The 22,429-nt window shown below is 38.6% G+C and carries 23 protein-coding genes; 9 read left to right on the top strand and 14 right to left on the bottom strand.

Annotation, left to right across the window (positions count from 1 at the left end):
- Nucleotides 1–10: 10 nt before the first annotated feature.
- Both J9537_RS11585 and J9537_RS11580 read left to right on the top strand, forming a co-directional pair.
- Complete coding sequence (locus tag J9537_RS11585; RefSeq protein WP_010745602.1) at nucleotides 11–1,015, top strand: nucleoid-associated protein; 1,005 nt, start codon at nucleotides 11–13, stop codon at nucleotides 1,013–1,015.
- A gap of 90 nt (nucleotides 1,016–1,105) precedes the next feature.
- Entirely contained in the window at nucleotides 1,106–2,056 is a 951-nt protein-coding gene (locus J9537_RS11580; RefSeq protein ID WP_010745603.1) for a P1 family peptidase, read from the top strand.
- 87 nt (nucleotides 2,057–2,143) lie between these two features.
- Here the strand turns inward: J9537_RS11580 and J9537_RS11575 are convergent, their stop codons facing one another.
- The 5 genes from J9537_RS11575 to J9537_RS11555 form a co-directional block, all read right to left on the bottom strand.
- Nucleotides 2,144–2,680, bottom strand: coding sequence for an Asp23/Gls24 family envelope stress response protein (locus tag J9537_RS11575; RefSeq protein ID WP_010745604.1), 537 nt, complete (start codon nucleotides 2,678–2,680; stop codon nucleotides 2,144–2,146).
- A gap of 75 nt (nucleotides 2,681–2,755) precedes the next feature.
- Nucleotides 2,756–2,944 carry a DUF2273 domain-containing protein gene (locus J9537_RS11570; protein WP_010745605.1) on the bottom strand — a complete coding sequence of 63 codons (189 nt, stop codon included), beginning with the start codon at nucleotides 2,942–2,944 and terminating at the stop codon, nucleotides 2,756–2,758.
- A gap of 11 nt (nucleotides 2,945–2,955) precedes the next feature.
- A complete protein-coding gene (gene amaP, locus J9537_RS11565) occupies nucleotides 2,956–3,531 on the bottom strand; it encodes an alkaline shock response membrane anchor protein AmaP (RefSeq protein ID WP_010745606.1) in 576 nt (191 codons plus the stop codon).
- A gap of 263 nt (nucleotides 3,532–3,794) precedes the next feature.
- Nucleotides 3,795–5,537 (bottom strand): ABC1 kinase family protein, encoded by a 1,743-nt coding sequence (locus tag J9537_RS11560; protein ID WP_010745607.1) that lies wholly within the window; start codon nucleotides 5,535–5,537, stop codon nucleotides 3,795–3,797.
- Nucleotides 5,538–5,652: 115 nt separating this feature from the next.
- A complete protein-coding gene (locus J9537_RS11555; protein ID WP_010745608.1) occupies nucleotides 5,653–6,114 on the bottom strand; it encodes a DUF441 domain-containing protein in 462 nt (153 codons plus the stop codon).
- A gap of 168 nt (nucleotides 6,115–6,282) precedes the next feature.
- Between J9537_RS11555 and J9537_RS11550 the strand changes: the two genes are divergently transcribed.
- From J9537_RS11550 to J9537_RS11540, 3 genes are all read left to right on the top strand, one after another.
- Nucleotides 6,283–7,233, top strand: coding sequence for an aromatic acid exporter family protein (locus J9537_RS11550; protein ID WP_010745609.1), 951 nt, complete (start codon nucleotides 6,283–6,285; stop codon nucleotides 7,231–7,233).
- Nucleotides 7,234–7,320: 87 nt separating this feature from the next.
- The gene (locus J9537_RS11545; protein WP_010745610.1) at nucleotides 7,321–8,136 is read left to right on the top strand and encodes a DUF4097 family beta strand repeat-containing protein; all 816 of its coding nucleotides are present in this window, start codon (nucleotides 7,321–7,323) and stop codon (nucleotides 8,134–8,136) included.
- 27 nt (nucleotides 8,137–8,163) lie between these two features.
- Nucleotides 8,164–8,679 carry a VanZ family protein gene (locus J9537_RS11540; protein ID WP_010745611.1) on the top strand — a complete coding sequence of 172 codons (516 nt, stop codon included), beginning with the start codon at nucleotides 8,164–8,166 and terminating at the stop codon, nucleotides 8,677–8,679.
- Between the two features lie 78 nt (nucleotides 8,680–8,757).
- On the opposite strand, the gene J9537_RS11535 is transcribed toward J9537_RS11540, so the two are convergent.
- Nucleotides 8,758–9,447, bottom strand: coding sequence for a YoaK family protein (locus J9537_RS11535; protein WP_010745612.1), 690 nt, complete (start codon nucleotides 9,445–9,447; stop codon nucleotides 8,758–8,760).
- Between the two features lie 460 nt (nucleotides 9,448–9,907).
- On the opposite strand from J9537_RS11535, the gene J9537_RS11530 reads away from it, so the two are divergent.
- The gene (locus J9537_RS11530) at nucleotides 9,908–10,663 is read left to right on the top strand and encodes an AzlC family ABC transporter permease (protein ID WP_010745613.1); all 756 of its coding nucleotides are present in this window, start codon (nucleotides 9,908–9,910) and stop codon (nucleotides 10,661–10,663) included.
- Nucleotides 10,656–10,973, top strand: coding sequence for an AzlD domain-containing protein (locus J9537_RS11525; protein ID WP_010745614.1), 318 nt, complete (start codon nucleotides 10,656–10,658; stop codon nucleotides 10,971–10,973). The genes J9537_RS11530 and J9537_RS11525 overlap by 8 nt, the downstream gene beginning before the upstream one ends.
- A gap of 32 nt (nucleotides 10,974–11,005) precedes the next feature.
- Here the strand turns inward: J9537_RS11525 and J9537_RS11520 are convergent, their stop codons facing one another.
- The 3 genes from J9537_RS11520 to J9537_RS11510 form a co-directional block, all read right to left on the bottom strand.
- A complete protein-coding gene (locus J9537_RS11520) occupies nucleotides 11,006–11,314 on the bottom strand; it encodes a hypothetical protein (protein ID WP_010745615.1) in 309 nt (102 codons plus the stop codon).
- Between the two features lie 87 nt (nucleotides 11,315–11,401).
- Nucleotides 11,402–12,451: a sensor histidine kinase gene (locus J9537_RS11515; protein WP_010745616.1), complete on the bottom strand. Its 1,050-nt coding sequence runs from the start codon at nucleotides 12,449–12,451 to the stop codon at nucleotides 11,402–11,404.
- Nucleotides 12,448–13,122 (bottom strand): response regulator transcription factor, encoded by a 675-nt coding sequence (locus J9537_RS11510; RefSeq protein WP_010745617.1) that lies wholly within the window; start codon nucleotides 13,120–13,122, stop codon nucleotides 12,448–12,450. Before J9537_RS11510 ends, J9537_RS11515 begins: the two co-directional genes overlap by 4 nt.
- Nucleotides 13,123–13,252: 130 nt before the next feature.
- Here J9537_RS11510 and J9537_RS11505 point away from each other — a divergent pair, with 130 nt between their 5' ends.
- Nucleotides 13,253–15,601 carry an ABC transporter ATP-binding protein/permease gene (locus tag J9537_RS11505; RefSeq protein ID WP_010745618.1) on the top strand — a complete coding sequence of 783 codons (2,349 nt, stop codon included), beginning with the start codon at nucleotides 13,253–13,255 and terminating at the stop codon, nucleotides 15,599–15,601.
- Between the two features lie 75 nt (nucleotides 15,602–15,676).
- Here J9537_RS11505 and J9537_RS11500 read toward each other — a convergent pair whose 3' ends face one another.
- The gene (locus J9537_RS11500) at nucleotides 15,677–16,978 is read right to left on the bottom strand and encodes an ISL3 family transposase (RefSeq protein ID WP_218256175.1); all 1,302 of its coding nucleotides are present in this window, start codon (nucleotides 16,976–16,978) and stop codon (nucleotides 15,677–15,679) included.
- A gap of 167 nt (nucleotides 16,979–17,145) precedes the next feature.
- Nucleotides 17,146–18,339: a YdcF family protein gene (locus J9537_RS11495; protein ID WP_010745619.1), complete on the bottom strand. Its 1,194-nt coding sequence runs from the start codon at nucleotides 18,337–18,339 to the stop codon at nucleotides 17,146–17,148.
- Between the two features lie 205 nt (nucleotides 18,340–18,544).
- On the opposite strand from J9537_RS11495, the gene J9537_RS11490 reads away from it, so the two are divergent.
- Nucleotides 18,545–19,030 carry a GyrI-like domain-containing protein gene (locus tag J9537_RS11490; protein ID WP_010745620.1) on the top strand — a complete coding sequence of 162 codons (486 nt, stop codon included), beginning with the start codon at nucleotides 18,545–18,547 and terminating at the stop codon, nucleotides 19,028–19,030.
- Between the two features lie 85 nt (nucleotides 19,031–19,115).
- Here the strand turns inward: J9537_RS11490 and J9537_RS11485 are convergent, their stop codons facing one another.
- The 3 genes from J9537_RS11485 to J9537_RS11475 all read right to left on the bottom strand — a co-directional run bounded on the left by J9537_RS11485 (nucleotide 19,116) and on the right by J9537_RS11475 (nucleotide 22,416).
- Entirely contained in the window at nucleotides 19,116–20,408 is a 1,293-nt protein-coding gene (locus tag J9537_RS11485; RefSeq protein ID WP_010745621.1) for a serine hydrolase, read from the bottom strand.
- 143 nt (nucleotides 20,409–20,551) lie between these two features.
- A complete protein-coding gene (locus J9537_RS11480; RefSeq protein ID WP_010745622.1) occupies nucleotides 20,552–21,346 on the bottom strand; it encodes a TPM domain-containing protein in 795 nt (264 codons plus the stop codon).
- Complete coding sequence (locus J9537_RS11475; RefSeq protein ID WP_010745623.1) at nucleotides 21,343–22,416, bottom strand: TFIIB-type zinc ribbon-containing protein; 1,074 nt, start codon at nucleotides 22,414–22,416, stop codon at nucleotides 21,343–21,345. The genes J9537_RS11480 and J9537_RS11475 overlap by 4 nt, the downstream gene beginning before the upstream one ends.
- Nucleotides 22,417–22,429: the final 13 nt, after the last annotated feature.

Below are 22,429 nucleotides of genomic sequence, written 5' to 3'. Positions count from 1 at the left end.
CAGGGAATTTATGGATATCTATTTAAAAAAAGCCGCTCTTCATATCGTGGATCGGGAATCTGGCGATCCGATATATAGCCAAAGTGAATTGGACTTGGCAACCGAATATATTCGAGACTACTTAACCAAAAAAATTCAAAAATTATCTTCAGCGCAAACCAAAACAGGCACCTTAGCAGAGGATTCAACCTTTGCTTTGTTAAGCCAACAAGCAGAGCATGATTTCTTACCTGCTAGCGAAAAAATCGTGAATCGTTGGTATGAAGCCTATAAAGAAAGTGAAGAGGCACCTAGCGCCGATGTCTTTGTCGTATTATTTGAAGAAGACACACAATTATATTTAGCCTTTTTGAAGGTGAATTATCATGAGGGCTATACACATCTAGTTGATTCAGACGAGGCAGGTCTAAAGAACGAGTTGATCCTTCATCGTGCATTGCTTTCAAGCAAATCGCAAAAAGCAGATGAGGGAATCGTCGTACATTTAAGTAATTTAAGCTATGAAATGATCGAAAAAAAATATCCTTTTTCTGGTGAAAAGCGCTTGTACTTCTCCACGCAAGTAATCGAAAGTCGTCCAGCGCCATCGTTAGAAGAAAACGTTCGTGTGATCAAAAAAGCTGCCGAAAAAATTGGTGCAAAATTTGAAAATCAAAAGCATGATGTGATCGCTGATGTGAAAGAAGCTGTCTACGATATCGTAGAGGAAAGCGGACAAATTGATGCCAAGGTTGTAGCTCAGAAGGTCTTTAAGGATAATGTTTCAGCACAAATGGCGTTTCAAGAAGAGGTTGTTGAAAAGGGGTACGTAGATCAAGCCCCGCTATTAAAAGACGTTCGAGAAATCACAGAGAAGAAGTACGGCAAACAAAAGTTGAAGCTGTCTAACGGAATTGAGTTGATTGTTCCATTGGATGTTTATCGTAATCCCGAACTAATCGAGTTTGTTAATAATCCTGACGGAACAATTTCTGTAACGATCAAGAATGTTGATGAAGTCATCAACCGCCTGTAAAATGGCGGTTGTTTTTTATGAGCAAGAAAATCGAAAATTGAGCTGGTTCAAAGAATCAGCTAAAATAGAGAAAATGAGTGGAGGGACAAGATGGACGCATATCAAGAGTTTTTTCGTATTGGACAATATACCGACAACGAGGCGATGACAGGCTGTACCGTCATTCTTTGTGAGGATGGTGTTACAGGCGGTGTTTCGGTTCGCGGCGGTTCACCGAACACACGGGATACCGATGCACTGAAATCAGAGAATAATCGGAAGTTTGTTCACGGGGTGACGCTGTCTGGGGGCAGCGCTTTTGGCTTAGCAGCAAATGCTGGCGTCGTAGATTTTTTAGAGGAAAAGCATATCGGAAGGGATATGGAAATTACTTTTGTTCCTAATGTGGTAGGAGCAAGTCTTTTTGATTTACGGATTGGCCGTTCTGATGTTCGACCAAACTACCAAGCTGGACGCAGCGCCTGCGAGGCCGCATTTAAAAAACAACCTTTTCAAGCGGGAAATTATGGTGCTGGAACAGGCTGTACGGTGGGGACGATCAATGGGTCTCAAAATGCGATGAAAGGCGGTATCGGTCTTCATACAATGCAACATGGCAATTTGTGGGTAACTGCCGTAATCGCTGTTAACGCTGTAGGAGATGTTTTTGATGAGCAAGTAGGAAAAATTATTGCTGGCGCTCGAAAAGTGGGAGAGACAAGAATCGGTTTTTCAGAAGAACTCTTTCTTGAACATTATCAGAATGAAGCTGCTCTGTTTGATGGCAATACAGTGATTGGTTGTGTGATGACGAATGCGACGTTCCCAAAAGCAAAAATGAACAAGCTAGCTGACATCAGTCACAATGGAATTGCGCGAGCAATACGTCCGTCCCACACAACTTATGATGGAGATACTCTTTTTGTGTTAGGTGCAAATCAAATCGAAGCCAGCTTTGAAGCTGTATCTATCCTTGCAGTCGAAGCGGTTCGTCAGGCGATTGTAAAAGGTACCAAGGCTTCAGATACGTATCAGGAGTATTTAAGCTATAAAGACCTATAGAAAAAGTCATTGCCGAACGGCAATGACTTTTTTTAGATATTTAAAAAAGACTAGCCAAGTTTCAGCTAGTCAATGGGGAAGAATGGCTTATTGTACGCGAGGTTCAGATTCTAAGTTGTCTCCGATTTTATCGGCTTGATTACTCATTGCGTTTTTCGCACGATTCGTTTGTTTTGATGCAAATTTCCCAGTTGTTTGTGCAGCGCTAGTTACTTTATCTTGAACCGTTTCGCTGTCTTCTTCATATTCTTCACGTGTTTTGATATCTACAACGTTCACGTTTACTTCAATGACATCAAGATGAGTCATTTTATCTACTTGTTCAGAAATCAATTTTTTCATTTCATCATAAATGTTTTCGATGTCTTTGCCGTATTCAACAACTACATCCATATCAACGGCTACTTGCTTTTTACCGACTTCAGTGCTGATACCAGAAGTTACATCATCACTGTTAACTAATTTGTCTTTGATGTTAGAGAAGAAACCGCCGTCTACGGTTAATAAACCATCGACGTGTTCTAAAGCAATACCGATGATTTTTTGAATGACCTTATCTTCGTAAGTTAATTCACCTTTAACTTCTTTTTTTGGTTCTGTTGGTTTGATTGTTGTGTTTTCCATAATTTTTCTCCTCCTGAGTGTGTTAGTGTATAAACTTTTTCAAAAAGAAAAAGTTATTCCAAAGCTGATTCATTCCTATTTCTTTAAATAGTCATCTAAAATATGATTGTTTTTTAGGTAAATGCCGAGAGCAACACCGATAACTGTAATCAAAATTAGTAAAATCGTTTTAAAAAAGCCGATGGTAAAGAATAGTACAGCTAAGATAAAACCGAGAATACCGAAGATTGCAGGTAGCTTGTCTCGTGTTAAAAATTCTTGCATCGCTATTCCTCCTATTCTACTCGTGGCTCTGTTCGTGTCACCGTTGTTTCTGTTGGTGTTGGCTCAAGTGCTTGAAGTTTTACCTTAATAGAAACTTTTTCATCAGCCCCCACTAATTGCTTGATTTTTGTTTCCACGTTTTTAGCCCAACGATCTGTTTGACCGACTAAACCAGATGTTTTTTTCAACTGACCGCGAACATTCACTTTAATTTTATTTTTCGTCGCTGCTACATTTACTTTGGGATTATCCATAAAGTCTTCCTGTTTGATACTTGTCCGGACATACCCTTCAATCGCACGCTTGTCTAAAGCTAGTTTTCCACGTTCTTCCTGTAAAACGAACTTGGTCACTCTCTTTGGATAAAACAGGATGATGAAAATCCCGATTACCGTTAAAATTGCTAAAGCTGCTGCAACCCAGAATAAATAAATCTGAGCATAATTATTCGTTAACACGAACTGTTGCAGGGCACTTAGGTCTAACGGATTTGAAGCGATAAAGTAATAGATTGCTACGACGGATAGAAAAATAGAAAGTAAAACCAATGAGAAAATAATTAAAATGGTTTTAAGAAATTTGTTCATACCGTACCTCCTCACTTCACTATTATTTAACTGTTTACAGTAAAATAATAGAATCTTATTGCTTTTTTGTAAAAAAATCTGCTTATCATCAGATTAAAAAAATCTTTTTTATATAGGTTAATAGAGAATAAGGCAAAGAATAATAATCTTTTCGACCATTTTTCGGTTTTTTTATACTTGGAGAAAAAAATGATAGAGCAATTTTTTTGCGAAAAAAAAAGAAGTGTGCTAGAAATTGTGCACACTTCTTTTTAAGTAATTAATTAACGATCCTTCCATTTTCGGTATCGTCGATAAAGACTCTCGACAATTAGGAAGAGAATGGAGAGGGCTGCGACAGAATAACCAAAGATTCCTAAATCAGAAATAAAGGTATTCCCTTCAGAAGAGGTTTGAACAAGTATCGATGAACCGATTACTAAAGCGGAAAGGATCAGACCGATCACTAACCGATTAACCATTGCTTCCGCACGCTCTAATAGGTTCCGTTGATTTTTCAATTCTAAATTCAATTTTCCTTTGCCTTTTCCAAAGGTGTCTAGAGCATTTAAGGCGTGACTTGGAATTTTAGGTAAGGCTTTTAATGTTGTGAGATAATCCAATCCCGTTTCTTGTAACTCATCTTTCAAGTTCAGCTGTTGGAGAAAGTATTTTTGAGCGAACGGCGCAACGACTTCAAATAAGGACAAATCTGGATTAAGATCCTCAATCACTCCTTCGAGCGTACCAAAGGCTTTGATCAGCATGGTGACCGAGTCATCGATCTGTAGGTTATTCTCATGACAAATAATGACGACCTGAGAAAAAACTTTTTGTAAATCAATTTCTTTAACTGGTAAGTTCAAATATCGATTTAAAAAATCATCCAGTTCATAGGTAAATTTCTCTTCGTCAAAGCTGCCGACCTGTTTGCAGATTGCGTGAACCGCGTTCGTGATCCGTTGATTATCTTTGCTATAGATCGCAATAATCGTGTTGCTCATTTTTGCCTGCATTTCACGATTGATCGTGCCCATCATACCAAAATCAATAAAGTTCAGACGGAAAGGGCGGAGTTTTTCGTTTTTTGCATACGTAAATTCATATGGAAAGCGCCCCATTTTCCCCTGGCGGTTCTTTGTTTTCATTTGCTGATCTTTTTGATTTTCTTCCTTGCTCATTAATTGCAGCAAAATATTGCCAGGATGAGGATCGGCGTGAAAGAATCCGTCTTCGAATACTTCCTTCATAAAATGTTCTATCAGCAATTCACTGATTGTCTTTTTTAGTTCTTTATATGTCGTTTCGCCATGTGCAACTTTAGCATCCTCGGCACTGATTAATTCCTTTAAATTGTTGCCAGGCATTAATTCCATGACAATGACTTTTTTTGTGGAGTAAGCAGGGACCATTTGAGGAGACCGAATTTCTTTCCAACCATTATTCAAACGATAAAATTCTTCTGCTAGAACTAATTCTTTTTTGAAGTCTAACTCATTTTGTAGAGATTCACGGATTTCCTTCAAAATGTTTTTTAGATCAATGACTTTACTTTCCGGTACCCAATTAGCAATTGGAATGGCTTTTTCAAATAAAGACAAATCCAACTCAATTTCGGAGGCGATCCCCGGATGCTGGACTTTCACGACGACCTTCTGACCGTTTTTCAATCGTGCGTGATGTGCCTGGGCAATTGAGGCTGAGGCGAAGGGTTGTTCATCAAAATTGTCAAAAATCTCGGTTAAAGGGAGCTCTAGTTCTTTTTCAACAAGCGATTTAACGGATTCAAAGGAATCTGTTTTCACATCATCCTGCAGCTTGCGTAATTCCTTAGTGAAAGCCAGTGTAAAAATATCTGTACGAACAGACATCATTTGTCCAACTTTAATGAAGGTAGGCCCGAGTTCCTCAAAGGCTTTTCGGACTTCTTCAGGATTCTTTTGCTGAGTAATGTTTTTAACGACGCTGTAATGGTTAACGATTTTTACGATTTGACGCAAACGCGCCGCTTTAGATTGTTTCCCCATCGTTAACACCTCCCACATTTAGGATTGATAGTTAATAGTATGCTTCTATCTTACAAGAGAACTTTCCTAGTTACAAATACCCCTCTGTTTCTTTTGTAGAAGCAGAGGGGGAAGATTAATGATTGGTCACTACTTGAATGACTTGCATAATGCAATAGGTGATTCCCGCAGCAATTACAGGACCTGCAGCGACCCCTTTGAGGAAGACAACGCCCATGATTGTACCAAAAACTAAAGCGACAGTAACTTCTGGGGATTGATTGATCAGTCCCACTCCTTTTGAAGATAAGACAGCGACTAACACACCGCAGATTGTAGCGACCCAGCCGAGAGGAGACTTTAATGTGTTCAGTAAATCTTTCAAAACGATGTCACCAGTGGCGATCGGAACTAAGATGGTCGCCGAGATCAGGGTAACGCCCCAATTGATCCCCTGCTTGTTTAAAAGGGATAAAAATTTATCTGAATGGGGAATTAGTTTTAAAAGTAAAATCGCTAGGGTCGCGATCAATAAACTTTGATTTTTTGCGATAAACGCAATCAGTAAAATAACTCCTAAAAAAAGCCAGCTTTCCATTTCTTCACACCTTCTATGATCCTGCAATTTTCTCAGAAATAAACTAGTCATAGCTTCCAAGAAATAGGTAAATTTTTCAACGTATCTACTATACAAGATTATTCAGGAAGTTGCGACTTTTTTCCAAAGCCACTTTAGTGTAAGCTTTTAATGGAAAGGGGGAAGCAAATGAAGATAGGATTACGTACAATAAAAACAGCCGTTGCAGCACCGATTGCTTTATTATTAGCTAGTGGATTACATCTGGAATCGGCTGCTTCGGCTGCAATTATTACGATTTTGACAGTAACAAATACGAAACGTTCTACTGCTAAGACAGCTTTGAATCGGCTTTTTTCTTTGACCTTGGCGACATTGATTGCGGCAGTCTGTTTTTCGCTTTTAGGGTTTCATCCAATAGTCTTTGGTTTCTATTTACTAGTATTCATCCCATTATCGATTCGCTTTGATTTAGCGGAAGGAATAGCGGTTAGCTCGGTTCTGATCACCCATTATCTGGTTGCTGGAGAGATGCCTATAAGCCTGATTATCAATGAATACCTGCTGATGATCCTTGGTGTCGGTTGTGCGTTAGTAGCCAATCTGTATATGCCTAATACAGAGAAGAAGATTCAAGAAGATCAGATGGTGGTAGAGGTTTCGATGAAAAAGATGTTGGGGCAAATGTCTGCATATTTGAATCAGCCGGCGAAAGAAGAAGAACTACGCCACGAGTGCTTAACTTTGCGGGACTTCGTTCGGGAAGCGCAAGTTCGCGCGCAGGAATTCGAAGAAAACCGCTTCTTTTCTGGTAATAGTTATTATTTCGAATATTTTGCGATGCGCCGTTTGCAGCTACGTGTACTCGCAGACATGCTACAAATTCTAAATCGGTTGGACGCTGCCCCTGAAGATGTTCAGGAATTAAGGGAATTATTTGAATTTACCTCACGAACTTTAGCTGAGGAAAATGACGGTTCTGAAATTTTAACGAAAATTGCTGAGACAGATCAGCGGTATCAGCAAAAACAATTACCGGAAAGCCGTCAGGCTTTTGAAGAGCGCGCGATGCTTTTTCAGCTCTTTCAACTTTTTCAAGATTTTATTGAAATTAAAGCCGGCTTTAATCGGAAAAAGTAATGAGAAAGAATCAGTCTTTTGTCCCATGTAAACGGTTGATAAATTCTTTATGATAAAGATAAGAAAAATAGATAAGGGGTATAAAAAATGAAAAGAGTGGTTATTGGGTTAATTTTAGTTGGGGCTGCGTTAGTAAGTATAAGCAGTATGTTTTTTCATAATCGAATGAGTAACGAGACCTTCACGACAACAAAAGCTGTGAACAAATTAGTTGTGGACGATCGTAATATGCCGATTGATGTTGTGGGTGTTTCTGGAAACAAGACACGGATCAGTTATAAGAAAAGCCGAGATATCAAATATCGAATCAAACAAACAAGCAATTCTCTGCATTTAGAACGTAAAAGAACGATAGGGTTTAATTTTAGCTTCTTCAATCTTGGGAACAGTAATCCAAGAGTAACCATCGAAATTCCGAGAGCGAAGCTCAAGGACTTACAGGTTGAAACATCTAACGGTAAGATTTCGACAGAGAATTTGTCTCTGGACAATCTCGATTTGGAAACAAGCAATAGCAAGATGATTATCAATGATGTTGATGCGCATTCTGTTGATGCAGAAACCAGTAATGGAAAACTAGAGCTCGCGCAAATGAAATTTGAGGACGGCTCTTTTGAAACCAGCAATAGTAAAATGAGTTTGCACAATCTGGAGTTTAGAGAAGGCGAATTTCAAACTTCAAATGGCAAAATTGACTTGATGGATTTGAAGCCGACGGAGTCTTTATCGCTTAAAACAAGCAACTCAAAAATAAACGGAACGATCATTGGAAGCAAAGAGGATTTTGCAACGGACGCTAAGACAAGCAATGCCTCGAATAATTTAGACAATCGTGATAGCGGCTCAAAGGAGTTAGAAGTGAGAACCAGCAATGGAGATATTGAAATTGCCTTTGTTCGATAGTCAGTTTTCTTAAGGGGAGGAGACCTAATGGCTACTAAGAAATTAAGTAAAATATTGCTGCTCATCTATTCATTGTTGCTGATCTGGATTTTGTTGTTCAAACTATCCTTGTCTTTTTCAGAAATTACCGAAAGTTTGGCCCATCCCATGAGATCCATTAATCTTATCCCTTTTCAAGATTCGATGATCGTTAATGGAAAGGTTGCATTAAATGAGATCCTGTTAAATGCAGTCATATTTGCGCCATTAGGTGTTCTTCTAGGCATTTCAGCAAAAAATTGGTCCTTCTTAAGGAAAATTGGTTTTATTTTCTTGTTTTCATTTGTCATAGAAATGCTGCAGTTTATTTTGGGGATTGGTGCGACGGATGCTACAGATTTATTGATGAATTTTGTTGGCGGCTTTTTAGGACTCATTTTCTACCAGGGGCTAAAACAGGTTATTCCAGAGACGAAATTAGATAAACGACTGATCGTAATCGGGACAATAGCAGGTATTTTCTGTCTAGGAGTAATTCTGTTATTGATTTTTGGCAATCGTTAGGCGTATAAGAAAGGGAGTGGTGACAAAAAAACTTGTCACTACTCCCTTTTCTGTATAAACGGTGTTCTAGAGAATCTTCTATTTTTTTTGCAGGATGTTTGTCTTTCGTTGAAAGCGCCAAACTAAAATTGTTTCCGAAATAGCCAAATACAGGAATAATCCCGCAATGATTAAAACGGCATCTGTTCCAAACCTTCGATAAGAAAATACAGACAAAATTGCTCCTGCGATAAAGGCCAAGACGACTAAAAGAAAATGGATGAAACCGGTTTTAGCTGCTTGATCCTTCGTGCTTAAATAGTCGTAAAGATTTGTTGCCACTCCTTTAAGGTTTCCTGTAGTGAACAGATTCGTGTAAGCAAGTCCATTGATTTTATCAAAGGACACCCACTGGATTGCGGCAGTAAAAGCAATAATGATTGTGATGACTGCAGGGTGTGGTTGTAAGACCTGTAGGCTGATAACAAAAAAGACAATCGCTTCGAAATAAAGCAAGAACAAACGCCAAAAATGTTTTTCTTTTCTTTTAAAGTAATCAATTAAGAACTTTGCTAAAAGAATACCCATAAAAAAGAATAAAGTGGAAAGCAATTTTTTTCCAACCATATTCCACTGTCGCTCATAGGCTTGAATGATCGCTAAAATTAAGTTCCCAGTTTGAGCAGAAGCGAAAGCTTCATAACGAATATAAGTATAGCTATCAACCATCCCACCAATAAAAGTCAGCACTAGTCCTACGGAACGATTCTCATGAAAACTATTCTCCATCTATGATTCATCTCTTTTCGCTGACTATCTTACCATATTTTTCAGAAAACCGTTAATCAGTTTCACGATTGCTTCGAAATGATAGGACAAGAATCTGCGTCTCCATGATAACTCGTACAAAAAATAGTGGATTACCATGATTTGGGAATAATTCTTCAGTATATAAACAAGAAACGGGTGAAAATCTACATGAAGTTTTCATAAGAAAACTTTAAAACTTTCCTCTTTTTCTTTAGCAAAAGCAAATAATTGCTTCTTCTTTTATTTTATAATTCGGATTATTGTCGCTGAACCTTGTTTATAGTAGTAGCTATTGTGAAAAGCATAGGATTTTACGAACGGTTGGGTAAAAATTTACTGAAGTAACAAGTTGTTCACAAGGTGCTACTTTTTTATAAAGAATGTGTTAGAATGAAAATGCTTTTTATCCTGTGAACGTGAAGGGAATTGAGAACACACCATGCCTGTAAAAAAAAGGACACCATGGTTAGAGGCATTTTACGCGGCATTGCCGCTTTGTTTGAGTTATATTCCGGTTGGCTTGGCCTGTGGCATGTTGCTGCAAAAAGCGGGATTTAACATCCTATTAACTGTCTTACTTTCGATGCTTGTTTTCTCTGGAGGCGCACAATTTTTAGTCGTCTCAATGATAAGTGTGCATGCGTCATTTGTGTCCACAATCTTAATGGTTTTTTTCTTGGAGCTGCGTTATGCATTACTGGGCTCCAGTTTGTCACAATTTTTTAAAAAGGAAAAGCGATCATTTATTGCACTGTTTTCTCAGTCAATGAATGACGAGAATTATGCGGTAAATTATTTAAAATATTCTACTGATCCTGAATGGAATCGAAAAAAAGCTTTGTTTGTCAATTGGTTTTCAATGGCTTCGTGGACAGCCAGTACCGTAGTAGGCAATATTTTTGGTTCTGTGATCCATGTGGATACAGAATTGGTTCATTTTGCCTTAACAGCAATGTTTATCTTTATGTTTATGATGCAGTTGAACAATGGTCTTTTACTTGTTACTGGTTTGTTATCTGGCGGTTTGGCAGTCATTTTTATGTTAGTAATCAAAAATACTTTTGGTTTGATTTTGGCGACATTATTAGCTTCGTTCACTGGTTATCTTATCGAGCGGTTTCGTAAAACTGCTGATAAGAAAAATGATGGACCGGACCATTATGATTTGACTGGCGAGGAGGTCCACCATGAGTAATACTTCATTGCTTTTGTTAATTCTTTGCCTATTTGGGGCATCCTATTTACCGAGACTTTTTCCAATGCTATATTTTTCGCAACGACAAGTGCCTCAGTGGTTTAGTGATTGGATGAAATATGTGCCGATCTCATTGTTTGCGGCATTAGTCTTTAAGGATGTATTTATCAGTAATAATAGCTTTGATTTGATTGGCAATACTCGAATCATTGCAATGTTTTTAGTGGCTGGTGTTGCCTATAAGACTCGCTCGATGGCTATTTCAGTGATTACCGGTTTAGCCGCTGTGTTTTTATTATCGATGCTTTAAAAAATAGACATCCTTAAATGGATGTCTATTTTTTAATTTTGATATTCAGCAATTGGCCGATAAGTTAAGACCTGCATTTTTCGGTAAAAATCAGCTGGTAGATTTTTCCACGATTCCAAAAGATTGTGGAAAAAACCTCCTTCAGCATTAATAATGTATTCGTTTAATAAAAGACCAAAAGATTTTTTTGGTTTTTCTTTGACTAATTTTTCATAAAACTCAGTTGCTTGCTCTGGATTATCAGCGACAAAAAGAGTATTGACTTCAACATAAGCGCCTTCGATGTTTTGTGTTTCTTCGACAAAATAGACTGATTTAGTAATTTTTTGTCCCTCCATCATATGAGTCATCCTTTCTTATAAGTTACTCATAGCATACAAAACAAATATTAACTAACTGTGAATTTTAAGCCGCTTCGACTCAAATAATTATGAATTTTTTGGGTTATTTGGCAAAAATATTTTAAAAACACTTCCTTGATTGAGGGAACTGTTGACTTTTATTGTTCCTTGGTGTAGCTCGATGATTTGTTTTGCTAAAGCTAAGCCTAAACCATTGCCTTTGGTTTTTCGACTCGTATCACTTTGGTAAAACTTATCAAAAATGCGACTCGACACCTCGTTGGTCATACCGATCCCTTCATCACTGAGAGTGATTACTTTCCCATCTTCTACATCGCTTAAATGAACATGGATGCTACTATTTTTTTGACTATATTTAATGGCGTTATCCATTAAATTCAGCCACACTTGGTAAAGAAATTCTTCATTTCCATTGTAAATCGTATGAGGCAAATCTAAATCCAATGTTAGATTTAACTGCTCCCACTTCGGCTGAAGGAATAGGATGACTTCACGAATTTGTTCGTCTAATCGAAAGTGTTGAAAATCTAATCCCAAGCCTTGATTTTCAAGTTTGCTAAGCTTCAATATGTTATCTGTCAAATGTGTCAGCTGCTGAGTGCCATCTAGCATGCGTTCCAAATAATTTTGACGTTCTTCCTTAGATAAAGAGTCGTCTTGCAACAGCTGTACGTATCCTTTGATTGTAGCAATAGGTGTTTTAAATTCGTGAGAGACGGTAGAAACAAAATCATTTCGTAAGGTTTCAATGCTGCTGAGTTCTTTTACCATAACGTTAAAATCATGATAGAGTTCCTTCACATCCTCCATTTGCTGTTGTTCATCTAATTGGATTGCGAAGTCGCCCTTTGACACTTTACTCATGGCTTGTCTCAAATCACCGATAGGCTGCAAAATACGTTTGCCGACAAAGAATGAAAGGGCAGCACCAATCACTAAACTCAAAAAAATGATGAAATAAAATGGAAAAAGGTGACCTTCTCGCTCGGGGGCTAGCAGCTGATAGTGATTGACCGTAAAAAGCAGACCCACGAAAACAGACAGAACGATGACCATCATTAAAAAGGTAATTGCGACAAAGTAAATCCATAATTGGGAAAACAATTTTTTTCTCATGTGTGGATGACCGCCTTATAGCCTAGCCCGCGAATGGTCTCAATCGAAAAATTAGGATTTGTTTCTAAACGCGTACGAAGCCGTTTGATGTGAACATCAATCGTTCGTTCATCAGTATCCGAATCTAGCCCCCAAATTTCATCCATTAATTGTTGCCGAGTAAAAATTTTATTGGGGTAGGCAAGTAGTTTATAAAGAAGCAAAAATTCTTTCTGTGGTAACGTTTCAGTTAGTGAGGGTGTTTTAATTTGATAGGTTTCCTGATCAAGACGGGTATCACCAATGGTCAACTCTTTCGTATGAACAATTTGTGCTCGCCTTAATAAGGCGTCGACACGTAAAAGCATCTCATTTACATCAATCGGCTTTACCATATAATCGTCAATACCGATCTTAAAGCCGCGTTTCTTATCTTCAAAAGAATCTTTTGCCGTGATAAAAAGAATCGGAAGATCATAGTCTGCTTCTCGCAAACTTTCAGCCAATTCATAGCCATCCATGTCAGGCATCATGATGTCACTGATGATTAGGTCTATAAATTGTTTGTCCAAAATATCTAAGGCTTCTATGCCGTTCATCGCACGAAAAACTTCAAAGCGTTCGTTTTTTAAAGCGGATTGATAAAGTAAGGATAAGTTTTCATCATCTTCCACGATAAGTATTCGATTCATTTGCGTTGCCCTCCCTTTTGCTTAATAATAGTATCAAATCACTGTGAACCTAGTATGAATTTTTGTTCATTTTGAGTTAATAATGCCATGCTATCTTGGCAAAGTAAACTAAGAGAAAAAGGGTGACGCAATGTTAGAGTTAAAGGATATAAAAAAATATTATCATGTGGGGGATACCACCACGAAAGCTTTAGATGGTGTATCTGTCGCATTTCGTCGACAGGAGTTTGTCGCGATTCTAGGTGCCAGCGGTTCTGGTAAGACCACTATGTTGAATGTAATCGGGGGATTAGATAACTATGACTCAGGGGACATGGTGATCGATGGGAAATCGACGAAAACATTTAAGGATTCAGATTGGGATGCTTACCGAAATAATTCTATTGGCTTTGTTTTTCAAAGCTATAATTTAATCAGTCATTTGGGTATTATTGATAATGTGGAACTTGGAATGACCTTGAGTGGCGTTTCGAAAGAAGAAAAGAAACAACGGGCTGAAGATGCGCTGAGACGTGTCGGCTTAGAGGATCACATGCATAAGAAGCCTAATCAGCTTTCTGGCGGACAAATGCAGCGGGTCGCGATTGCACGAGCATTAGCCAACAATCCAGACATTTTACTTTGTGATGAGCCTACTGGTGCATTGGACACAGAAACCAGTGTACAAATTATGAATTTGATCCAAGAGTTATCAAAGGAAAAATTGGTTATTATGGTAACCCACAATCCTGAATTGGCAAGTAAATATGCGGACCGTACCATTCGATTTTCTGATGGTCGGATTATGGATGACTCTCATCCTCATATTGAAGGGAAAAAAGGTGAACAATTTCAGCTAAAACGCACGAAAATGAAATTCATGACTGCCTTGAAGCTTTCCTTTAATAACTTGCGGACGAAAAAGGGACGGACCTTCTTAACAGCCTTCGCTTCAAGTATTGGAATCATCAGCATCGGGATCGTCCTATCTCTATCAAGCGGCTTCCAAAAGCAAATTGATAGTACCCAAGCCGAAACGATGGCGAAGTATCCAATCACAATCTCAAAAACAACCACTGATCAAACAGCCAATCGAAATCAAGCGCTGGGGTCGGAAAAAGCCAGTGGGGCAAGTAAAGAAAATAAGAACAATATTGTTGCGAAAATTAGTGATGAGGATAAGGCGCAGCATACAAATAAAATTAATCAAGACTATGTAGATTACATTAATGATATAGATCCTAAGCTGAGCAATAATATCGGGTTTACTCGTGTTGTGGGAATGAATCTTCTGCGCGATGTAGACGGCGATGTAAAACCAGTAAAATTATCGAACGAAGCACCTGACAGTGGTCCTTCGATGATGAGTGCGATGTCTAGTATGACAGGAATGGGCGTTTCCTCTTTTCCAACACAGTTAGATAAGAATTCAGGGAATTTCTTAGAGGACAACTACAAGCTTTTGTCAGGAGCTTATCCAAAAAGCGATACAGATGTTGTATTAATTGTGGATGCGAATAACAGCACCAATATCAACTCATTGAAGAATCTAGGCTTTGATGTCAAAGATGGCGAGAAAATTGATTTCGATAAAATCGTGGGAACGGAATTTAAGCTGATTAATAATAATGAGTATTACACGAAACTTCCAACAGGCAATTTTATTCCCAACAATGATTACAAAGCGATGTATGATAATGCCAATAATGATACGCTGAAAATCTCTGGTATTTTACGAGTAAAACAATCTTCAACGATGAATCTTTTAGCACCGGGGATTGCTTATAGTAATGAGCTAACCTCGAAAATCGTAAAAGACAATGAGAACTCAGAAATTGTTAAAGCGCAAAAAGAGACCGATACAAACGTTATGACGAACGAGAAATTAGATGATACAACGAAAGATAGTACAATTGCTTTTCTAGGTGGAAGCAGCATTCCAAGCAGTATTATGATTTATCCGAATAATTATAAGGATAAGGAACAAATTTTGAGTTATTTGGATGACTATAATAAAGGCAAGAAAAAAGAAGATAAAATCATCTATACTGACTTAGCAGGAACAATGACAGAGTTAACCGGGGGATTGATGGATGCCATCACGTATGTCTTGGTAGCTTTCGCTGGTATTTCATTGGTAACCAGCATGATCATGATTGGGATCATAACGTATACTTCAGTAATTGAGCGGACGAAAGAAATTGGTGTATTAAAAGCTTTAGGAGCGCGGAAAAAGGATATTACACGTGTATTTGATGCAGAGACCTGTATTTTAGGAGTTGCCTCAGGAACACTGGGTGTCGTCATTGCTTATCTAGCGACATTCCCTATCAACGCGATTTTATACAACATGACTGAATTAAAGAATGTTGCCCAATTGAATCCCGTTCATGGAATTATCTTGATTGTTGTTTCAACAGTCTTGACGATGATTGGCGGACATATCCCGGCAAGAATGGCAGCGAAAAAAGATGCTGCAATTGCTTTACGAGCTGAATAGAAAAAGAAGGGCTCTTTGTCAAATAGGACTGATAGAGTGAGATAAGTACATCTAAGGTAGAATTCCTTTTCTACTTTAGATGTTTTTTGATTCATAGGTAATCAGATTATTTAGTAAGAAAATTCTAGTCTTCATTTTCCGAAAGCTTCGAAAGCCATAAGCGACTCGTTTTAATGCTTTGATGTGGGTATGCAGATTTTCTATTTTGGCATTTGAATAAGGCAATTCCAGGGCTAAACGAATGCCGGATTCATAGGTTATAAAAGCTTTTTTTATATGATGTAGTTCTTTTGGAACGGAATTGGGCATCGTTCTTACAAGTTTAAAGAAAGTGTCCGCCTCTTTGTCGTGAAACGCTTGAAGAATTTCTTGATAGTAAAAATAGGCGATTCGTAATTCGTCAGAGATTGAAAGCAGACGATCCACCACTTCACTTTCGGTGAGATACGCCCAACCAAAATTGCGCCATTTGGTCCATTTGTCATAAACAAGCTTGTCCTGTCGTTTGATCAGAAGCCGAGACAACGCCTTTAATTGTCGATAATATTTGGCTTGTGTTGGATCGTTTCGATCAAAGCTTTTCATGATTCGTACGCGAATATCCTCAAATTTACGAATGAGATGTTTGACAATGTGAAAACGATCCACAACGAGTTTTGCCTTTGGAAAACATTCCTTTATCAGAGAGGCATAAGAAACATTCATGTCCGTCACGATGACCTTTACCTTCAATCGTGCGCGTCGTTCAAATTGCATAAAATAAGAAACGAGAGCCTTTTTCTTCCGTGAAGGAAGAATATCCAGTAATTTTCCAGTATCGCCATCCATACAAGAAAAGGAGTAGGGACCGACTTGATTTTTCAGTGAACGAAATTCATCCATTAATAAACAACGCGGTAACCAATTTCTTTTTACTTTTGTCATGGGGATCAGAGAAGCGAGTGTCCGAGAAACGGTCGACCAAGAAACTCCGCAATGCTTAGCGATTGTCGTCATTGCTTGTTTTTCCGTTAGCTCTTCTAAAATTTTATAGCGCACTTGTTTAGCGATAAAGCAGTTTCTATCGACAATGTAGGTATTCGCCGTAAAATAGGTGTGGCAGCCACGACAGTGGTAGCGTTGTTTCGCTAAAGCAAGATAAGTCAGTTGGTTCGCACATTTATTAAGTTGAATGAGCGATTTTTTCTTTCCGTTCTTAACGATCATGCCTTCATGGTTCACCTGTTTACACAAAGGACAGCGGTAAATTTCTTTACTCAATGTCGCAGAAACAACAAGACTCTTAATCTTTTTAATCCTCTTCGATTCTACATTTGTGATGAGAATGTTTTTATCTTTGATTCCAAGTAGTAGTTTGATATGATGAAGATCAGGCATACAGAACGCTCCTTTGATTGTGTTGTGGTGATTCAATTCTAACGGAGCTTCTGTATGTTTTGTTTTTTCATGCTCAAAAAGGACCGATAGAATGATTTTCTATCAGTCCTAGAAATTATAGAGCCAAAAGAAGGAATGCCAAGATTAAGGCATTCCTTCTTTTGATTTTATCCGATAAAAAAATAATTGATTACTGCCAGAGCAATAAAACCTAAGGCAATCAGTCCACAGACAAAGAGATGAAGGCGTTTATTCATCAAGGCAACGGCAATAAATTCTCTTAGAAACGCATTCGGCAAATAATAGCGTGCGGTTTTTGAACCGATTCCGTCGATTTTTAAGCCAACCTCTTCAGCATACATCCCTGCACGGAAAATATGGTAATTGTTAGAAGTGAAGATCGCGTGATAGCCTGACGGGTTTTCCCGTTCCATAATTTCTTTACTGAAACGCATATTTTCAAGCGTATTCGTTGATTGAGCCTCCATTAGGATATCTTCATCTGGAATTCCTTGCTCCAAAGCATATTCACGCATAGCCTGTGCTTCCGGAATTTTTTCATCCGGCCCTTGTCCACCGGACATTAAAAGCTGCGGCGGCGATAACGTCTCTTCGCTTTGCTTTTTATAAAATTGAATGGCTCGGTCGATCCGTTTTGCTAATAAAGGAGTAACCTTTTCACCACCAATTAAACCAGCACCTAAAACAACGATATAATCTTGATTGAATTTTGGTTGATTAAATTGATAAATGATAGAGATGGATAAAAAGTTCCAAAAGACAACAAAAAAATAAAAAGCAATGGTGGTAGGAATGGATAATAAAATGACTGACCAGTTTGGTAGAATTTTCGGTCCATAAATTTGCATGACTATCAGTGCAATAATTGCCAATGCTAAGATTAATGTTAACAAATTCGGCAGTCTTCGCGATTCATGTCGGAGAACAATAAAACTATTCCCAATCAAAAAAATAATCGCCGCATATAAGCCAAATAGAATAACAATTAAGAAAAGGACAGCTAATATGGCAAGAATTCCCGCGCCAATCAGTGAGCCATTTGTAGCTGTAACAATAGCGACATAGCCCATAAAGCTAATGAGCATTAAGTTAAACAACCACCCGTTTCTTAAGCGACATTTTTCTTTAAAGTAGAAATAGCAGAATAGTAAAAGAAAAAATAATGGAATTAAAATAAAGAATGTCCGATTTTGTATTTCAAGGATACAAAAATATAAGAGCATAAAAATCCCCGTCCAAATAAGAAATCGACTTAGCCGCTTTCCTTTGAAACGAATCCACAAGCCAATTAGTACAATAAAATAAAGAGCCATAGCAATAAAATCTCTTTGCATGCCCAAGTGTATCACGCCTTTCCAAGTTTAAAGATACGACAATTTATGAATGCTGTTCTGCTTCCATATCGTATTTAATAAAATTTCGATAAAATTGTCTATTTATTTCTCTATGTTAGTATACCAAAGAAAAGAGTAAATACTTAGTTAGGAACTATTAGTTGGTTTTATTTTGGAAGATTAGTAAAATTGTGGGGGAGGAGGAATGAGCATGGAGATAAAAGGAGTCAATCGTGTAGATCTGCCTGCGACTTTTGTCATCGGTAAAGAAGGAAGCGGCTTATCAGAAGATAGCGCATCATGGGTCCCTTTGCTATGGGATCAGATGAATAGCCATTTTGAAGAAATAGTGGATCTTTTAGAGGATCAGGAAATGAAAGATTTGCATCTATGGGGACTGATGAGTGACAGCGAACACTGGTTAGAGCCATGGCAAGAAGAAGGACGCTATTTGGCTGGCGTTCAAGTACCAGAAGAGGCTAAAGCTCCAGAAGGTTGGGTACGTTGGGAACTGGCGCCAATGAGCTACTTGACAGTAATGGCCAGTGCAGAAAAAATTGAGGAAGCGACCAATCTAATGTTGGGAGAAATCTTTCCTCTAGAAAAGCTAGAACTTGCTGGAGCAATCCAGGAACATTATTTACCGCATTTTGCAGAAGGTGAAGTTGAATTATATTTTCCTTTCAAAGCAAAATAAAAAAATCGGCTTCACTCTCGAATACTTGGAGTGAAGTCGATTTTTTTATCATCCTGTCTTTTCAAACGATGTCAAAAGCTTTTTATTAAGCAAACAGCCCAGTAATTTTTTGCCAAATTAATTCAAAGGTGCTGGCTTTTTGAACCTCATTCTTTGTTACAAGATCAGTCGTTGCCGCCTCATTTGCTTGAACATAACCTAAGGTATCTTGTGTCAAGGAAACACTGACAGTACCGAGTTTTTCATTTTTGTGAACAGGAGCAATGACAGCATTATTGTCTAATAAAGATTGATCTAAGGTAGTCTTAATCGTTAAGTTTTTTGGGTCCATGTCATTTCGTACCCAAAGTTTGACGGGTTTCTCCATAGCTAGACCAACTGTTTTTTCCTTGCCTTCAGTGACTTTCAGTTCTTTTTTGTCTGTCGGTGTTTGACCTGCGACAGTCACATCCTGCTGACTCCAATTATTTAAGCAGTAATCCATCAACTTGCTCGTTTCTGCGAAGCGCGCATTTTCATCGTTTGGTTGATCTAAAGCATTTAAGATGACGGTAATGACACGGCGACCATCTTTTTGGATCGTACCGACAAAACAAGCACCGGCAAGATCGGTTGTTCCGGTTTTTAGACCATCGACGCCTTCTTTATAGTTGGGGCCATCAAATAGCATGACGTTCCAATTCTTCATTTCATCTGGCTGAGAGGTATTGGGAGCGAAAGTTTTTTCTTTGATTTTTGAAGTTTCTAAGACTTCAGGGAAATCTTTGATCAAATGCTGCGCAACAATGGCTACATCACGAGCAGACATCAAATTCTCATCGTTTTCCTGCGTTCCTGGATACATATGTTCACCGAGGTAGACATTACTTAAGCCAGAAGAATTAATGATAGTCGCATCTTTAATATCCCATTTCACAAGCTGCTCGCGCATTTGGTTGACGAATGTATGCTCATTGCCAGCAATTAATTCAGCCAAAGCCACCGCACAGGCATTTGCTGATTGAACGATCATAGCCTCAAAAAGATCCTTGACCGTGTATTTTTGACCACGGACTAACGTAACATTGGATAAATCAGGAACTGTGCTCAGTTTTTCAGCATATTCTGAAATCGGTACTTCTTGCTCCCAGGTAATTTTTTGTTGTTTAATTGCGTCTAAAACGAGGTATGCCGTGATCGTTTTAGTGATGGAAGCAATGCCTTTGGGAGTATCACCGTCTTGGTTGAAAAAAACTTTTCCTGAGTCAGCGTCAATGGCGTACCCCGCATTAGCATTGACAGAAAAGTCGTCAGCTGCTCGGGCGGAGATTCCTATGAGGCTTTGGAAAAAAAGTACCAGGACGACCAAAACAAAGGGGAATCTTTTCTTTTTATTCATTGGTGGGCTCCTTTACTTCTATTAACCATAAAAGTTTAGCAAAATCATAGGGTGAATTCAAGAAAATACATGAAAACACTAGAGTTTTTCATTAATTCTGAAAGACTCTAGTGTCAGATGATAACATTTTTTATTTTATTTGTTTAAAAGCTGCGTCCGCCTCCGCCAAAGGTTCCGCCTCCACTGGAATTTGTCGTGCTGCCGCCACCTCCGCCTCCGTTGTTATTGGAAGGCTTTGGAATTCGACGAGTAGTGACAAAGGAGTTAACCAATTGATCTTGGCGTTCAGTTAGATCCAATTGGGCATTTTGACGGTAAGGGTAGTGATAGGTTCCAGTCTTTAGTTGATAACGTAAGCGCACAGAGACGAAGAATCCAATTGCCGCCACTGCTGCAATGATCACACCAATTGTAAGTTCAACAGGGGTGATTGATTTGTAATAAGTGATTTTACCAGTTTTTTCATCTTTTCGATAGGAACCGCCAGGGACACCGGCATCAACAAAATCTTTAGCATTAGATAGGTAAGCGGCACTGGCTTGGTAGTAATTGCCATCCTTCATCGCAGCGGTCACATCATCTAGAAGCTGATCTCTTCGCTTATCAGTAATAAAATCGATCATATTCCCTGATGTTGATAGATAAATTTCCCGTTGATTCATATCCAATAAAAGCAACGCGCCATTATTATTTTTTCCAACCCGATCCATTAATTGATCATTAGCGTACTTTCGAGGTTCTTCGGAATTAGTCGTTGTTGTTAGGATAAAGACTTCGCCTTTGATTTCTTTATTGATGGCATCTGCTTGCTTCGATAGCTCTGTTCGTTCTTCTGGAGACAGCAGGTTTGCTTGATCCTCTACTGTATCTGAGGCAGCAAAAGTTCTTAACGGATTGAACAGTGCGAGAAAGCCTAAGAGTAAAAGGAGTTTTTTCATAGCAAATAATACCCCACAATCATTGCGATTATCAGAACAGTCGCGAATATCCCACCAGAAAACAGGCCTAAGCGTTTGTTACTGATTGGCAGCACGCCGCTGACTTTCCCTGTTTGTCCGTTCATGGCATAGTAATACGTTTTATCAGAGGCATTTTGATACGTTACCAGCCAAACAGGTAGCAGCATATAATGATTATCTTGCTTTTCAACATCAACGGATTTATTACTTGGTGTGAACGTAGTATAACCAGAAACGGTATCACGCAGTAAATCTTCCGTGTAGTCCTTCAATTCATGGTTTATCTGCTCAGCAAGATCTTGGATTTCTATATCTCGTTTTTCCGCTTGAAAACCTGATAGGTACTCTGTGTGAAAGTCTACAGCTTGATCAATTGGGAATGGCTGGACGCCTTCAACCATTTTTTGCTGTATATTTTTCTTCAGCGCGTTCTTAGTCAGATGCTTGATTTTTGCTTTTCCTTTACGAAAAATCTGATAAACTTTCGTTTCGGTATATTCGATCTCACCAACGATCCATACACGCAGAGAAGTTCCTTTGCCAGTCAAATTTCCAGAGGTTTCAGCATCTACGACCCAATAAGGAAAATAGACACCCGTCATCTTCTCAATCTGTTGCTCGTTAAAGAAATCTTTCGGTACGAACCGTTTTTTCTGAGTCCATGCCAAAAAATCAGCGACCGCTTTTTTGCGATCAATTTTGAAAGGCAATACTTTATTTGGTAAAAATTCACCAGTCAAACGTCCCGACAAGACAACGGGGTTATGACAAAAGTAGCAATAGGTGGCGGCAGTAGTATGATCCGTAACAATTTGAGCACCGCAACTGGGACAGAGAAAAAGATCCATGTCGCTATCAGTTGTTTCAGTAGAGCTTGTCGGCTCAGAAGAAGCTTCTACGGTCGTATCAGGATTCTTCGCTTCAAATTTTTCAATATCTGCTACAGTAAAAATACTCAGACAATAATCACAGTGGAATTTTTGATCAGTGGGATTAAACGTCAAAGGTCCGCCACAGTTGGGACAGTGATGTGTTAATACGTCTGCCATGTACAAGCCCTCC

The sequence above is a fragment of the Enterococcus raffinosus genome (genome assembly GCF_019175485.1).
In the GTDB taxonomy this organism is placed as follows: domain Bacteria; phylum Bacillota; class Bacilli; order Lactobacillales; family Enterococcaceae; genus Enterococcus_A; species Enterococcus_A raffinosus.
The sequence above is the reverse complement of the archived record's forward strand: the minus strand, read 5'-3'. Positions and strand labels throughout refer to the sequence as shown.